This window comes from Paraburkholderia graminis, assembly GCF_003330785.1.
GTDB classification, from domain to species: Bacteria; Pseudomonadota; Gammaproteobacteria; order Burkholderiales; family Burkholderiaceae; genus Paraburkholderia; species Paraburkholderia graminis.
The window spans coordinates 3,867,265-3,882,717 of sequence record NZ_CP024934.1; the positions used below are offsets into that span (position 1 = coordinate 3,867,265).

Below are 15,453 nucleotides of genomic sequence, written 5' to 3' on the forward strand. Positions count from 1 at the left end.
CGCGCGCTGCACCTACTAGCGAAGAACCCAATCATGAACGCAAGCCTGCCTGCTGAAGCTGTTTCGGCGCTGACAGAAGAAACCATCTTTGTCACGCAACCTTATCTGTCGCCGCTTGACGACTTCATTCCGTATCTTCGCGAGATCTGGGACAGCAAGGTGCTGACTAACGGCGGCCCGTTTCACCAACGGCTCGAGGCGGCGCTCGAGGAGTATCTCGGCGTCGACCACCTTGCGCTGTTTTCGAACGGCACGCTAGGTCTCGTTACTGCATTGCAGGCGCTGCGCATTACGGGCGAGGTGATCACAACGCCCTATTCTTTCGTGGCAACCGCGCATTCGCTGCTCTGGAACGGCATCAAGCCCGTTTTCGTCGACGTCGATCCGCACACGCTGAATATGGATCCGCGAAAGATCGAGGCCGCCATCACGCCGCAGACTACGGCGATCCTGCCGGTGCATTGCTATGGTTATCCTTGCGACACCGAAGCCATTCAGAAGATCGCCGACAACTACAACCTCAAGGTCATCTACGACGCGGCTCACGCATTTGGTGTGCGCACGGGCGGCGGCAGCGTTCTTCGCCACGGCGATCTCTCCGTTCTGAGTTTTCACGCGACGAAGATCTTCAACACATTCGAAGGCGGCGCGATCATTTGCCCGGATGCAAAGACCAAACAGCGGGTCAACCACCTGAAGAACTTCGGCTTCGTCGATGAGACGACGGTGGTCGCGCCCGGCATTAACGGCAAGATGAGCGAAGTCAATGCCGCGTTCGGCCTTCTGCAATTGAAGAATATCGATGAAGCATTAGCCAGTCGACGCGATATCGCTTCCCAGTACTGCGCGCTGCTTTCCGATGTGCCAGGCATCCGTTGCCTGCCGGCCTGCGACAGCCCCATTGCGAATCGCGCTTACTTCCCGATTCTCGTCGAAGACGATTTTCCGTGCAGTCGCGACGCGTTGTTCGAGAGATTGCGTCAGCACAAGATCATCGTGCGCCGCTATTTTTATCCGCTGATCTCGGATTTCCCCATGTATCGCGGTCTCGTCAGCGCCAACCCCGCCAACCTTCCGGTCGCAGCCGATGCGGCGAGGAAAGTGCTGTGTCTGCCGATTTACCCCGGTCTTTCCACTGCGAACGTGGAACGGATCGTCGATATCATCAAGACGTATTAATAGCAGCACGCTCTCTTGTGAACTCCAGATACAAAAGAGCACTCGACGCGTGACACGCGTCGAGTGCTCTTTGTTTGTGTCAGGAAAGAAGCCCGCTAGTAATTACAAGGTCTGCTGAGACTGTTCAGCCACAGTCGCCAGTTCGGCGGCTTTCGCCCGCTGAAGTTCACCGAGTACTTCGAGCGCACGACCCTCGTCCGCCGTGAGATCGACAACGAACGCGTCGTTATTGTCTTTGATCCACTGCAGCGACATGTCCCACCATGCCAGCTCCAGCAAGCGCTCCCGTACTTTTTCCGAAAAACGGAAACGCACCAGCCGCGCCGGCGAGCCCGCATAGATACCATACGGTTCGCTGCGGAAGTTCGGCGGTATCAGCGAGCGCGCACCGATAACGCATCCACTTTCGATGACGCTGCCGCCCAGGAATACAGCCTCGTCGCCGATCCACACATCGTTATGAATAACGGTGTCAGCGTATTGCGGCATCATTGCATTGGTGAGACCGTTGCCGTAGATGCTGAACATGGTCGTCGATATGGTCTTCGTTTCATGCTGGGCGTTCAGAATGAACTTGAGCCCCATACCGCCTGCGACGTTCTTTCCAATCACCAGCTTCTGCGCATGGCCGTCGTATCTGGCGACCGAACCCACGCCGAGAACACTGCATCGGCCGATATGAAACACTCCGTCGGAGGCCTCTTCATCCAGCCAGTTCCTGAAGAACTTGTTAGGGATGGTCGAGAACGCCCCGTCCCGGTAGCCGATCACAATGAAATGCTTCGATAGAGGATGAGTCGGCACGACGCCGATGCTGTCATCCGACGTAACAACGTTCATATAAATCCAGTGCGTGTTGAGGTTTAGTGCACGATGACTTTATTGCCGCATGGAACTGCCGGGCAAGTTGTAGACAGGGTGAACGTGGTGCGGCCTGCATTCACAGATAGCGGGCCCCGGCAACCCTGTCGCGCACCTTCCTGGCGGGACTGCCGTAGACGACCGAATAGGGCTCGACGTCCCTCAAAACGGTGGCTCCCGCGCCAACGATGCTGTGCTCTCCGACGTTGATGCCGTGGCGAAGCACTGCGCCGATGCTAATGGCGGAATACGCACCGATCCGGCAGTTGCCACCCGTTATCGCTCCGGGCGCCAGGCTCGAAAACTCGTCCATCACAGAGTCGTGATCCAGCGACGAGTTCGTGTTCAGAATACAGAACTGGCCTACGCGGCAGTCGGGATTAACGACCGCTCCAGCCATCACCACACTGCCCGCCCCGACCGTTGTGCCGCGACCAATCGTTGCCCGCGGATGAATGGCATTCATGAACTGCAGTTGGGGGCAAAGCGCTCCGACCTTCGCCGCCACTTTCGAGCGGACGACGTTGTCGCCGATTGCGATGATGGTGCCTTGCAGATCGTGTTCAGCCACGAGACGGGGAAGATCGGCTTCGCCGCCTAGCACCGGATAGTCGAGCGTCCGTTCACCCACGTTGCGGTATGCGTCGATTAACCCGGCAATGCTGTGCTTTCCTTCCTGCTCGACAATATCGATGACGACTTTTGCATGGCCGCCCGATCCGACGATGACAATGTGGCTCATACCCGCCTCCGCGGACTTGCTCGACTGGTTCCCTGCCGCTTGATGCATCGACAACATGCGCGAATAATGCGCCGCGCAACGGTGATTTCGTCGGCGGCGCTTGTCGAGACCCATGTCGCAATGGTTTGTGAAATTATGCCGTCGTCCCGCATCGCGCGATTCCGGGAGTTGGCGAGAGAAAAGCCGTTAGATCGATGTATTGGGCGGGAGCATCGCCGCGGCTTGTGATTCGCCGGCGACGTGGCTCGAACGCCTAACGGCTTAGCGTGATCGCCAGATAAGCGGCGTACAGCGCGCCGCAGACCAGCAGCGCCCACACGGGCGCGCCGTGCTCGCGCGCGTTGAGCCGCAGCCAGCCCGCCGCGACCAGCGTGATGACGATGCCCGTCACCACCTCGATGCGCGGCGTCCACGGCGTCAGCAGAATGCCGATAGCCGGCAACAAGGTGCCCTGGAACACCATCGCGCCCGTGATGTTGCCGAACGCCAGAGTGTCCTTGCCGCGGCGAATCCACAGGATGCTGTTGACCTTCTCCGGCAACTCCGTAGCGATCGGAATGATCAGCAGCGACAGCAGCAGCGGCGACACGCCGACCACCGCGGACACGCCCCGCACGCCGTGGATGAAACCCTCCGCGCCCCACACGAGCAACCCAACCGCGATCAGCAGTTGGACGGCGATGGTCGCTAGGTTGGTCGGCACGCCGAGGCGCGCGAGCATCATCTTGCCGGGCGCTTCGGTGCCGTGGCCTGCATCGACCAGATCGTTCGACGCGCGGAAAGTCGCCACGACATACGCGACATACACGCCGACGAGCGCGACGCTGAACAACGCGCGCACGATGCGCTGCTCATGCGGCACATACATGGCCGCGGCGGCCAGCAGGAACGCAAAGAGGAAATAGTTGAGATCGCGAGTGAAGCCCGAACGCTCCGGCGCGACGCGTCCGCCGACGCCGCGCGAGCGCAGCACGGCGAGCGTCATCAGAAAGGTAGACAGCGTGGACAGCATCAGCGGTGCGCCGAGAATCGCGCCCACGCCGATTTCCTCGTTGACGGCACGATCGCTCGTCCCGCCGACAATCGCTATCAGCGGCACGAGCGTCTCGGGCAACGCGGTGCCGACTGCAGCGAACAACGAGCCGGTCACGCCTTCGGATATCTTAAGCCGCTCGCCGAGATGTTCGAGCGCGTTGGTGAAAAGCTCGGCCGCCACGAGGATGACGACCAGCATGATGGCCAATTCGATGAGAAGACCGGTCATGCGCGGCTCCGTGCATCGAAGGGATTGACGTGATCGACGTGGTGGACCGAAAACGTGCGGCGCGGCAGATCGCGCGACAGCAAGTTGAGCAGAAGACGAGGAGATTGAACAGCGCGGGATTTCACAGCGGCTCCGAGGTCGGACGTAAGACGAACCATGACGCACCGCGACCCGTCCGACCAGAACGAAGCAGTGCGCCAATGGTCTCGCCAAACCGACCCGGTCGAACGCGCCATGACCCGCAGGCCAAGTATGTTGACGCGCTCTCCTTCAGGCGATGCCGCGATGCCGCGATGCGTGAAGGAAGGCTACTCCCCAGTGACCCGGGGATTTTAGCGGGAGTGGGCGGAGGCAACAAGCCTTCGCAAAGAAGCTTGTTGACTGTGTTCGCCGTGGGCCGAGCTTTTACTGCGTGCCAAGTGTAGTGTCTATGCAGCTTGCGCAGCGGTCTGTTTTCTTGCCGCGCGCAAGCTCATCGAGTCATTAATTGAAGTGATACTGGACGCCTACCGTGAAGCTATTGTTTGTTCTCTTCGTGCCGTCGTGATGGCTCGAGTCCGTGGTCCATTCGGCGACCGCGCTGACATGCTCCGCGAACTTGTAGTCCACGCCGAGGCCCCAATGGAACCGCGTATCGGGGTCGTCGCCCGTAAAGCCGGCGCGAATGTACGGCATGAACTGGTTAAACGGCATGCCGAATTTGGCGTCGATTCCGGCGTCCTTGAAGGTGGTGGAGCCGTGGTGCAAATCCGCGAAAGCCTCGGCTCCTACCACGAACCGCTGCACGTCGAAGTTGTATCCGGCGGTGAAGCCCGGAAACACCGTGTTATGCGACGCCTTGTTGAATGCGCCCGATGCATCCGAATTATTGACGCCTAGCTTGAAACCAACATAAGGACCGGCGAACTGGCTCACGCCCGCTTGCGGCGCCGCTTGTGCGCAAGGAAGCTGTGAAAGAAGAACCACCGATGCCGCGAGAATTGATCTGGTTATTTTGTGCATGAATTGCAAATAAAGCTCTTAGTCCGGCGAGTGATCTCGCAATGCCTGTCGCACTGGAATGCGAAAGGGTCGGCGTAGGCCGACGCGCAACTATTCCCATATCGATGGGAATTGCATAGGCAGCGCGCGCCGATTCAGCGAATGGATGAGAACGATCTGAAATTTCAGCGAAGATGTGAGGCGGGGGCTAGGAGGCGTGTGGGTGGGGCAGCGCGTCGGGCGAGTTCGAGTTGTTGGCGGTTTGTCGATGGTACTGCGGGACCACGCTTTCGAGCACGACAGCCGGATCTGCTCCGCCTAAGGTCTACGAAACGTCTCTCCACGCACGACCGGAGACTGAGTACGCCAAGGTCCCGTACCCGCTGGGTCCTGTATGATCCTACGCGACTCGCGTGCAACAACCCGGAACCCGGGCGCCCCAGGCAGCCTTCCGATAGCTTGCAAATAGATAGTTGCTCTATTGCTATGTCGAAAATACCGCTGCTACGAACCGCCCTGCCGCCGATCTGAACCAAAGTCGTTTTGATTGCTCCCGGCGTGTGGGAACCCTCGGACCAAGTCCGGGATAATCTAAGCTGGATATCCTGCCGTTGATTTCCCTCAGGTCACTGCACAGCATCGAGGTATAGGTCTCACGGATGCTGAAGTGAAGTCCGCTTGTTGAATGGTAATGGAATGAAACGCATTCTAATAGTAAAAGTCACCTCCTTAGGTGACCTGGTACATGGTCAGCCCGTGGTGGCCGACCTGCATCGCGCCTTTCCTGGCGTCAAGATTGACTGGGCCGCCGATGCGTCCTTCGCCGATGTTCCACGCTGGAATGCGGGCATCGACCGCGTGCTGTGCGCGCCATTGCGGGGCTTCAAGAAAAACCGCTCTGGGGCCGAGCTCAAGGCGATTTTTACATCGATATCTGAACTGCGACGCGAGAAATACGACATCGTTCTCGATCTCCAGGGCGTCTACAAAAGCGCGATAATTTCTTTCCTTGCGCGCTCGCGCCGGCGTCTAGGCTATCGTTCGGCAGACCTCGGCGAGAGCGGCGCCGCCTTTGCTTACACTGGCCGCTTCGCGCCACGTGAAGATCTCAATGCGTGGGACGGCTTGCGCCGCACTGTCGCCGACGCATTCGGCTACGAGGTGAGCGGGGCACCGCGCTTCGACCTGTCAATTCCCAGGTCTGCCGATCCTTCCGTCAAGCCAGAAGAACAGCGGTACGCGATGCTGTTCCATGCCACTTCGAGCGATGTAAAGAAGTGGCCGACGGCTCACTGGGTTGCCATTGGCCGCTCGCTTGTCGAGCGCGGCATTACCCCCCTTCTGCCGTGGGGTTCAGCCCGCGAGGAACAGGAGGCCATCGCAATTGCGAAGGAAGTGAGGGGCTCTCGTATACTGCCGCGGATGTCTATCTTGCAGGTCGCGCAGTACGTCGATGCCGCCACGCTCATCGTCGGGACAGATACCGGCTTCGTGCATCTCGCAAGCGCACTCGGCAAGCCCACGGTCATGATCTTCACTGCAACAGCACGGCGTTATTTTGGCGTCGACGTGCCTGGCGTATCGGTGTCCGTTGGTGACGACGGGCGCCCACCCTCGGTAACGGAAGTCCTGGACGCCATTGCTTCGCTGGAGCCTTTGCCTTGAAGATATTGCTGACCAATTTTCACTATGGGCGCGGCGGAGGTCACGATACGTACATTCTGGCGATTGCCAAGGGGCTTTCCAGGCGGCATCAGATATTTGTGGCTGCGCCCTCGAGTAGCAGGCTATTCGAAAAGGCCAGCAAGCTCGAACACGTGACGACACTGCCGCTTGAATTCCCAGCCAAGCTGAAAGACGCCGGCCGCATGATTTCAGCGTGGCGCGCATTGCGCTCGCTGCTGGAGAAAGAACGCTTTGATGTTGTGCACGTCAACGGCTCCCCAGACCATCGCCTGGTGGTATTCAGCCTGATGTGCTTCAAGGGCCGCAAGCCACGCATTGTATTGACCAAACACAACTCCATCGCCATCAAGAGTGACTTCGTCACGAAGATCAGAGCCCGCGCGACAGATGATGTCATTGCCGTGTCTGATTCGACTGCGAGCCTTGTGCGCGATTCGGTATATCGACACTGCTCGCTTATCACCATCAAGAATGGTGTGGACACCGACGACTTCAAGCCGTCGGACGCGGCCGAGATCGCCTCGGCGCGTAAGTCGCTGCTCGGCGAATCGAAAGCCGACAAACTGGTGCTCGGGACCGTGACAGGCTTCGACTGGTACAAAGGCACCATGGACGTGATCGCCGCAGTGAGCGCGTTGCCGCCATCGCTGCGTGAAAAGATTGCAGTCGTGGTTGTCGGAACGGAGCCGAGCGCAGAGCAGTGGCAGGTTATTGATTCGGTGGGTATGCGCAGCCAGCTCGAAGTCGCGGGTTTCGTGGAAGACGTGAAGCCCTATATCCGGGCGTTCGATATCGGCTTTGTCACGTCATATGCGGTCGAGACTGTGTCGTTTGCCTGCCGCGAGATGATGGCGATGGGCAAGCCTGTGATAGTGTCGAGCTACAGCGGTCTGCCGGAGAACGTTCGTGATGGCGTCGACGGCTGGGTCGTCCCGCCGCACGACCCCGATTCGTTAACTCGGGCGCTTAAAGGAATTCTCGAGCGGGGCGACCGCCTGGCGGACATGGGAAAGATGGCGCGAGCAAAGGCAGTCGACGAGTTTTCTCAAGGGCTGTTCGTCGACAGGACGGAGATGGTCTACCGACTAAGCCAGTCGTAATAGGTCCATTCGCAATGGTCGCTGTCGGCCCGACTTGATGCGATCGGTCAAACGGGCTCCAGCCGCTCTTATCTAATATGCCAAAACAGGTTATTCACATATTCAACGGATTCCAGAATCCGCACGGCGGCAGCGAACAGGAGACGCTCAACCTCGCTCACCTGCTTGGCAAGCAAAGCGAAGTGAGACTGTGGTCGACATCGTCGCGCAGTTCGCCCGAACTGAGGGAAAAGTTCGGAATCACCCCTCTCGGCATTGCACCGAGGCACCGCCCGAACGGAGGCACCTATGTCTTCGTCGGAGCACACTGGCGCAACACGGTATGGCCGTATCTCGCCGCAGTGCCACAACGTCTGATCTACGTGTTCAACACGTTCCATCCGAAGATACTGACGCTGACGTCGAAGCATCCGCCCTTGCTGCGCTGGCCGAAGACGGAGTACGTGTTCATCTCCGAATTCCAGAAAAAGCTGGTAGGCGTGGATGGCGTGGTGCATCCATCACCAATTGACATCGACCTGTTCGCGGCGGTACCTGGCGTGGCACGCAATCGGCCGGTGGTAGGGCGTCTGAGCCGCGACACCAACGACAAGCATAACGAAGAAGACCTGGTGCTGTATCGTGAATGGTCTGCTCAAGGGGTCGGTGTAAGGCTGCAGGGTGCTACTTGTCTGCGCGACGCGCTCGGGGACAACACAGGTATCGAGCTTCTTCCCGAGGGAGCTACGCCAGCCGCGGATTTTCTGCGCTCTCTCGACGTCTTCTATTACCGGACAGGGTCTCACGTCGAAACATTCGGCCGGGTCGTGCTCGAGGCAATGGCCTGCGGCCTTCCGGTGGTATGCCATCGGAACGGCGGCTACGCCGATTCGATCCGGCACGGCGAGAACGGCTTTCTCTTCGACACGACCGAACAGGCGCGACGGATTGTGGGCGCGCTGCTAGCCGATCCGGCACTGCGTACGTCCGTGGGACAGCGCGCCCGGCAAACCGTCGAATCGATGTACTCGAAAGAGGCCCTGGAGCTTCGTGCTGCGTTTTATCGTCAGGCGCCGGGCCAGGACTAGTCAGACCCCGGAATGCACTGTAAATACGGATCATCACTTGCAGGGTCATAGGGAGCGGTCCAGGCTCCGCACCTTTGAGTAAAGCGAGGGGTATCGCATGGACACGGCGCACAACCAGCAGGTAGCGTGCGAGTGCCGTCCAGCGATTGCCATTTCGGCACGGGATGAGAAACGAATGAATATGAAAGCGATGCTGTCAGAAAAGAGCCTCCGGCCCAAAACTGAGTCGTACCAGTTGTTCCTCGCGAGGACGTTTGCACTTGTCACCCTGTGCGCCGTACCCATTTCCACGGCCGGAGTCAATCTCGGTTCCGGCCTGGTACTGCTGTTTGCGCTGCTGTCTCCCGAAGTGTGGAGGGCATGCGGGAAAATCCGCACGTCGCCCACGAGCATCGTCGCGCTGATCCTCTTCGTTGCGCTCGCTCTTAGCATGGCCTATACGTCGGCGAGCAATGACGAGGCTTTCAACTTTCTCCTGAAGTACCGAAAACTGTTGCTGCTGCCCATGCTGTTCCTGGTTTTCTACGGCAGCGACCGATCAAAGTGGTGCCGCGTGGCCATATGGGCGTTGTTCTCGGCGCTAACGCTGACCATGCTGCTCACCTACACGAACTTTTTCGGCTGGACGGCAATCGGACCGCTGCACGGTAACGATCCGATTACGAAGCCCTGGGTCTTCAAGGACCACATATCGGCGGGCCTGATGATGGCGTTTCTGGCCTATCTGTCGATGGCTCTCGCGACAGCTTCGCCTAAAGGCATCGGACAGTGGCTGCTGCGCCTCGTCGCCCTGCTCGCGCTCGTCAACGTGCTGTTCGTGCTACAGGGACGCACCGGGCAGGTCGTAGCGATCGCCTACATGGCAGTTTATGTCGTCGTTCAACTAATGAAGTTCAAGCATCAGGGCAAACGGACGCGCTGGATAACGACCGCCGCGAGCGTCATGCTGTGCATGTGTCTGGTGGTCTATTCCTTCACGGCAAAGAACTCACGCCTTGCCGAAACGCAACAGGAAATCACACAGTTCGAGGTCTACAACAAGAACACGTCGATGGGCGTGCGGCTCGAGTTTTATCAGCGCAGCCTGGAGCTGATTCTGCATCGGCCGATTGCCGGATACGGCGTCGGTAGCGTTCGAACCGAATTCGAACGGCTCGCGAAGAACAGCTCTGGTGGGCGTGCGGCGATGGCCAGCAATCCGCACAACGAGTTTTTCCTGATGGGCGTACAGCTCGGAATGGTGGGAGTGGCCCTGTTCGCCTGGCTCCTGATCGCGATCGCGCGGGAAAGCTTGCGTCTGGACACACTTGCGCGCACGGTCGTCTACGGTTACCTGTTCGCCTTTGTCATTGGCTGTTTCGCGAACTCGTTGCTGCTCAACTTCACAGAAGGCAATCTGTTCATCTTCCTGATCGGCATCCTGCTTGCGAGCGGCCCGCGGCGGGAGGACACGAACGGGCCGGCCAAAGAAACACTTTCAGCCGCCGATTAACGTCGTCAAGTTCGGGGGGTCGAAGGCCAATGTGCGTTGAATATGCTGGCTGGCCACAGCCGCGGGTGGGCTTCTGCTGGCCGGGCTGCCGACGCACCTGGCCGAGATGGCGCATGTAGTTATAGCCGATGATGGCGTCAGCGATACCGCAGTTAGCTGCGATTTGCCTGGAATTCGGAGAGGGAGTAAACAGGTAGATCGTCGCAACCCTCGGGAGGGTTGGTGCGCCCGGCTGGGATCGAACCAGCAACCCCTGCCTTCGGAGTTTTAAAGCCGGGCCACGCCGCCTTAGAAATCAATGCCTTACGCGACTCGCAAACTCGAAAACCAAGGCTAAGCAAGGTCAATCAAGGCTATTCAACGCCACCCAAACTGTATTTTCACTGTACCTGCCTGTGCAGACGTCCGAGAGCCTTAATGAAGTTTTCCGCCTGTCTCTGCCCCCCTCCTCCTCCTCCTCCCGCCCCCCTTTCTGAGTGTAAAGCTCGGGTGCTGCTGGAGCCCAACCCTGCAGCACTTAACAAGCGTGCGTGACGCTCCGTCCGTTCACGTAATGTCTTTTGAAACGTGGGGCTAGTTACAAGCGAAGTCGAATTAATTACCTCATCAAATCGTAGCGTTACAGAAAACAAACTGACTATCTGCCTGAAAAGCGCCGTGCACCGATACAGATACTGGCTGTAAGACACCGTTTGAGTGACCCCTGTGCCCCCGGGCCGAAATTCGATAGTTTCGTTGTCCGGCAAAAGAAAGAACCAGTCATGGAACGATGCATTTCTAATGTCGTTATCGAACTCAGCGGATGCCTCTAAAAAGAGCTTGTTATCAGCGAATGCGTCTCTTCTCTTTGCTTTGTCCGTCGTCAAATATTTAGACAATCCGATGTTTTTGAACTCATCAAAGCGCCTCCCATCTTTAATGTTATTCAGACAAGCGTATATCGCAACGAATGAGGCAAAAAACTCATACGCGTCGGCATAGAACCTCCGTACCATAGAAAATTTAGTAGAGGTCACCCGAAAACCATCTGGCAAAGGAACATCGATTCGGGCGTACATGAGCACCTGCGAGAATTCCGAAAACGCTTCAAAGTATCGCGAATATATCTCGAAGAGTGACCGTCGGTGGTGCGGTCTCAGATTAAAATGATAGTAGTTTAAAAACCGCAAGCATTCGTCCCGATTAGATCGCATTATTTCCACGACCTCGCGATCAATAGATTTATCGATCGCAAACAAACCTCCATTAAACCAATACAGCACTTCCCTCAGCACCACCTCTGAGATTCCATTTCTCGCACAAAACTGCGCCATCAACTGATTGGCTACCGCATATTTTCCAGAGTTTTGCAGCCTCCATATCTTTTGCACGTCGTCCCAAATCTCGCTCACCACCTGACTGTTCGGTCTTTGCGCATCTCGAAACATCTGCCTTCCGTTGGGATGCTGCATGAGGTACTGCATCGTTTGGAGAGAGGGAAAATACAGCGGATCGTGCAGACGCGCGGAATCGACGGCAATGTCTGAGCTGACATAATATGGAGTTGCCTCCTCCGTCGGTTCAATGCGCTCACAATTATCTACAACCGCGAAGCTGATCGACGGATTCTTCTGATCTAACTTCAGAGAAAATTCTATTGGCTCCCTACAGTGCACGCAGTTGATTGCATGTTTCTGCTCCTTCGCGTGCCCGATCTGCACCCTCAACATATGCGGATGACTGCAGGTCTTGCACTTCACATAAAATCTCGAAATCACAACGCCCCCGATGTGGATTTAAATTTTTGATTCCTGCCCCGCATGACGAAGCTTGGCGACAAATTGTGGCGACTTCTATTCGGCTTGTACACCCTTGTTGCGACGACCGCTTACCCTCCGCCTCAATCTAATAAAATGCGGGTGGGTGCATCAAAGTGCAGCATATGCCCCGCCCGATTGTCGCGCGCAAGTCCAGCTGGCAACGGGGGAAGCGGTCTGAGCGTGCTGCAGCAAAAAGCGCCTTCTAAGCGACCACGGCAGGCGCGGGGGGGACCGCGTTTCACCGCGGTTCGTGCTGATCTCTTTTTTTGCGGCACCGCCGATACAATCGCCGCGGACTGGGAAGCGGTCATCACCTCGACGACCGCTCTGCAACCGAGCTAAAATTGCGCGGGCTAGGACGCTTGGACTCGGTGAGTACGTCCTTACCGTCAGGGCAGCGGAACAGTTTGGTAAACAAGAAGGTAACTTGACAATGAACTCTCACCCCAGCGAAGCCGGCGCGGAAGGTCTCCGCTTTGAGGTCCGTGCCGCTGCCCCCAGGATTTGCAGGTGACCCTCGCGCGCTCCATCCATCCCGACGACACGCCGGCTCTCCGCAAGGAACGAGGCGCATTCTTTACACCTGACGAGATAACCCGGTTCTTGGCGAAATGGGCCATTCGCACGCCGAGCGACTTGGTGCTGGAGCCATCTGCAGGCGATGCTGCTTTCCTCGTCGCCGCCGTGAACCGCCTTCGCGAGCTGGCGCCGAGTATGGATGCCCGCCCGACCGTTGACGGTGTCGAGATTCACGGCCACAGCGCCCGCGTCGCCAACCAACGCGTGCGGGAGGCTGGTGGCAAAGCGCAAATCCGGCACAGTGACTTTTTTTCGGTCGAGCCTGAACCGGTCTACGACACTGTGATCGGCAACCCGCCTTACATCCGATACCAAGACTTTTCGGGCGAATCGCGTGCTCGATCCCGCGAGGCTGCCCTCCGGGGTGGCGTCTCGCTCACCGGCCTCGCGTCCAGCTGGGCCGCATTCACTATTCACTCAGCTCTTTTCCTGAAACAGGGTGGGCGGCTCGGGCTCGTTCTCCCGGCCGAGTTGCTTTCAGTGAACTACGCGGCTCCGGTGCGCCGTTTTCTTTTCAACCGCTTCCGCGACGTGCAGCTCGTGCTCTTTGACGAACGGGTGTTCCCTGAGGCCGAGGCCGACGTCGTGCTGCTACTAGCCGACGGTTATCTCGAAGGCCCCGCACATCACGCGACCATCCGGCAATCGAAGAACGCCACTGACCTTGCGTCGCTTGGCGCAGGACTAATCTGGACGCCGACTGACCCGGCGGCCAAGTGGACTAGCAGCCTCATCGACCCCAAGGCTATCGAGCCGCTGCACAAGCTACTGCAGCGAGGACTCTTTACTAGCCTGGAGACGTGGGGTGATACCACCCTCGGCATCGTCACGGGCAACAACAAATTCTTCACGCTCTCGCCTCAGCGTGTGAAGGAGCTTGGCCTGCGCCGCAACGAGTTGCTGCGCCTCTCGCCGCCTGGAAGTTCTCACCTGCGGGGTCTCTCGCTCTCCAACGCCATGCTTGCCAAGTTGGGCCGCGAAGGGCACGCTACCTACCTTTTTTATCCGAGCGATCCACCCTCGGCTGAAGCAGCGGCATACATCGAAAACGGCCACCGAACTGGCGTCGACACCGCATACAAGTGCCGCGTCCGAAAGACTTGGTATCAAGTGCCACTCGTTCCCGCTGCGGACCTGTTATTGACTTGCATGAACGCAGACACGCCCCGACTCACAGCAAATGACGCTGGGGCCCGCCACCTCAACTCGGTCCACGGCGTCTACCTCGATGCAAAAAACCGTGAACTCGGACGCGAACTTTTGCCGCTAGCGAGCCTGAACTCGGTCACGCTGCTGCATGCAGAGATGGTGGGGCGCGCGTACGGTGGCGGGATTTTGAAGATTGAGCCGAAGGAAGCAGACGTCTGGGCAATGCCCTCGCCCGCGTTGATCTTGGCCCAAGCAGATGCGCTTCGCACAATCAAGCAAGAAGTCGCTGAGATCTTAAGCGAAGGTAGGCTGCTCGACGCCGTAAATGTTGTCGATAAAGTCGTTCTTGCGGGCTGCGGTGACTTAACGGCAAAACGGATCAAGCAAATCCGGGAAGCCCGAGCAGAACTAGCCAACCGCCGAACGATGAGGGGAGCCAGTGGCCGCTAAACAATCCGCGAAAGCAGCAGCGTGGGTCATTTTCGACCGAATCGTCTCCCTCGCCGCTCCCGGCGGTGTGCACAGCAACCCCTGGATCAAGAACGCCGACGGCCAGTTGCGCTTCGCGCCGGACTACAACACGCTTGTCAAACTGTTGGGCGTTCCCCTTTACTTAAAGGCCGGGACCCAGTCCGGAGTCCCGGCCTTAGCCCTTGATGTATGGCTGAGCTATGAGTTGCGACGGGCTGGCTTCGACTCTGATCAGGCTTGGCCACGCCCCGTCCATCCGCGCATCCTGCCGGCCGCTGTAGCGTCCTTGCTGAAGGCATTGCCTCGCAAGATCCGGGATGCTGTGGCGGATCGCGTGAACAGCCAACCTTCGATTCCTGACGTTACATCCTCCAGCGCATCCATCCTTGGCAAGAACTACCTTAAGCAGGTTGACGTCATCATCACGGACTGGGCAACGGGGCCCGAGTTGCTGATTTCGACGAAGCGCATGGATTCCTCCTACGGCAAAAACGCACCGAATCGAATTGAGGAGTCGTACGGCGACGCTAAGAATCTGCGGTTGAGGCACCCCCTAGCCGCCCTCGGCTTTGTGTTTGGACTTCGCTCCGACATCCTCCAAAAGGAGCCGAAAACTGCCGATTGGTTATTCGACTTGCTCGCGAAACTCGGACGTGAGGACGATGCATACCACGCGACCTGCCTCGTCTTGATGGAATACTCAGACGAAGCCGCAATCCCCGATACCGGGGAAGAGCGGCCCCCTGAAGGCGTGCCGGAACCTGGGCCTGAATTGGTCGGCGAAGAGGATGCACCGGCCATCGTCCCCGAGTCGGAAGTTGACCGAGAGATTGGGCAACTCCCCAAAGTGACCATAGTCGAACAAAAGATTCCAGACGATCTCACACCTGACCGCTTCCTCGCAGCGATGGTCACGCGTGTTCTTGCCGCTACGCCGGTCAACATGCACGAGGAAGCGCGACGACGACGTGCTTCGCCCGAGCTACGATAACGACCGTCGCTGGAGGGCTCTGTTAAGTTTCATGTGCGGCTGAATGTTCGAGTGTCAGTGTGCACCGGACCTAAGCGCTCCACATCGATGTG

12 protein-coding genes and 1 riboswitch are annotated in these 15,453 nt (G+C 58.2%); of the genes, 7 read left to right on the forward strand and 5 right to left on the reverse strand.

Annotation, left to right across the window (positions count from 1 at the left end):
* The first annotated feature begins 33 nt into the window (after positions 1 to 33).
* Positions 34 to 1,179, forward strand: a complete 1,146-nt coding sequence (locus CUJ91_RS17445) for a DegT/DnrJ/EryC1/StrS family aminotransferase (protein WP_006050877.1) — start codon at positions 34 to 36, stop codon at positions 1,177 to 1,179.
* Between the two features lie 102 nt (positions 1,180 to 1,281).
* On the opposite strand, the gene CUJ91_RS17450 is transcribed toward CUJ91_RS17445, so the two are convergent.
* The 4 genes from CUJ91_RS17450 to CUJ91_RS17465 all read right to left on the reverse strand — a co-directional run bounded on the left by CUJ91_RS17450 (position 1,282) and on the right by CUJ91_RS17465 (position 4,961).
* Entirely contained in the window at positions 1,282 to 2,019 is a 738-nt protein-coding gene (locus CUJ91_RS17450) for an LbetaH domain-containing protein (protein WP_114156569.1), read from the reverse strand.
* Positions 2,020 to 2,119: 100 nt separating this feature from the next.
* The gene (locus CUJ91_RS17455) at positions 2,120 to 2,896 is read right to left on the reverse strand and encodes an acetyltransferase (RefSeq protein WP_244230946.1); all 777 of its coding nucleotides are present in this window, start codon (positions 2,894 to 2,896) and stop codon (positions 2,120 to 2,122) included.
* A gap of 139 nt (positions 2,897 to 3,035) precedes the next feature.
* The gene (locus CUJ91_RS17460; protein ID WP_114156570.1) at positions 3,036 to 4,046 is read right to left on the reverse strand and encodes a sodium:calcium antiporter; all 1,011 of its coding nucleotides are present in this window, start codon (positions 4,044 to 4,046) and stop codon (positions 3,036 to 3,038) included.
* Between the two features lie 136 nt (positions 4,047 to 4,182).
* A riboswitch (yybP-ykoY riboswitch) is annotated at positions 4,183 to 4,375 on the reverse strand.
* 154 nt (positions 4,376 to 4,529) lie between these two features.
* Positions 4,530 to 4,961 (reverse strand): outer membrane protein, encoded by a 432-nt coding sequence (locus CUJ91_RS17465; RefSeq protein ID WP_244230947.1) that lies wholly within the window; start codon positions 4,959 to 4,961, stop codon positions 4,530 to 4,532.
* Positions 4,962 to 5,723: 762 nt separating this feature from the next.
* On the opposite strand from CUJ91_RS17465, the gene waaC reads away from it, so the two are divergent.
* From waaC to CUJ91_RS17485, 4 genes are all read left to right on the forward strand, one after another.
* A complete protein-coding gene (waaC, locus tag CUJ91_RS17470) occupies positions 5,724 to 6,692 on the forward strand; it encodes a lipopolysaccharide heptosyltransferase I (RefSeq protein WP_114156571.1) in 969 nt (322 codons plus the stop codon).
* Positions 6,689 to 7,813 (forward strand): glycosyltransferase family 4 protein, encoded by a 1,125-nt coding sequence (locus CUJ91_RS17475; RefSeq protein WP_114156572.1) that lies wholly within the window; start codon positions 6,689 to 6,691, stop codon positions 7,811 to 7,813. The genes waaC and CUJ91_RS17475 overlap by 4 nt, the downstream gene beginning before the upstream one ends.
* A gap of 77 nt (positions 7,814 to 7,890) precedes the next feature.
* On the forward strand, positions 7,891 to 8,880 hold the full coding sequence (locus CUJ91_RS17480) for a glycosyltransferase family 4 protein (protein WP_114156573.1): 990 nt from the start codon (positions 7,891 to 7,893) through the stop codon (positions 8,878 to 8,880).
* 97 nt (positions 8,881 to 8,977) lie between these two features.
* Positions 8,978 to 10,372: an O-antigen ligase family protein gene (locus CUJ91_RS17485; RefSeq protein WP_114156574.1), complete on the forward strand. Its 1,395-nt coding sequence runs from the start codon at positions 8,978 to 8,980 to the stop codon at positions 10,370 to 10,372.
* A gap of 380 nt (positions 10,373 to 10,752) precedes the next feature.
* Here the strand turns inward: CUJ91_RS17485 and CUJ91_RS17490 are convergent, their stop codons facing one another.
* Positions 10,753 to 12,111 carry an SRPBCC family protein gene (locus CUJ91_RS17490; RefSeq protein ID WP_153067633.1) on the reverse strand — a complete coding sequence of 453 codons (1,359 nt, stop codon included), beginning with the start codon at positions 12,109 to 12,111 and terminating at the stop codon, positions 10,753 to 10,755.
* A 570-nt stretch (positions 12,112 to 12,681) separates the two neighbouring features.
* Here CUJ91_RS17490 and CUJ91_RS17495 point away from each other — a divergent pair.
* Together CUJ91_RS17495 and CUJ91_RS17500 are read left to right on the forward strand one after the other, a co-directional pair.
* On the forward strand, positions 12,682 to 14,349 hold the full coding sequence (locus CUJ91_RS17495) for an HsdM family class I SAM-dependent methyltransferase (RefSeq protein ID WP_114156576.1): 1,668 nt from the start codon (positions 12,682 to 12,684) through the stop codon (positions 14,347 to 14,349).
* Complete coding sequence (locus CUJ91_RS17500) at positions 14,339 to 15,361, forward strand: hypothetical protein (RefSeq protein WP_114156577.1); 1,023 nt, start codon at positions 14,339 to 14,341, stop codon at positions 15,359 to 15,361. The genes CUJ91_RS17495 and CUJ91_RS17500 overlap by 11 nt, the downstream gene beginning before the upstream one ends.
* Positions 15,362 to 15,453 lie beyond the last annotated feature (92 nt).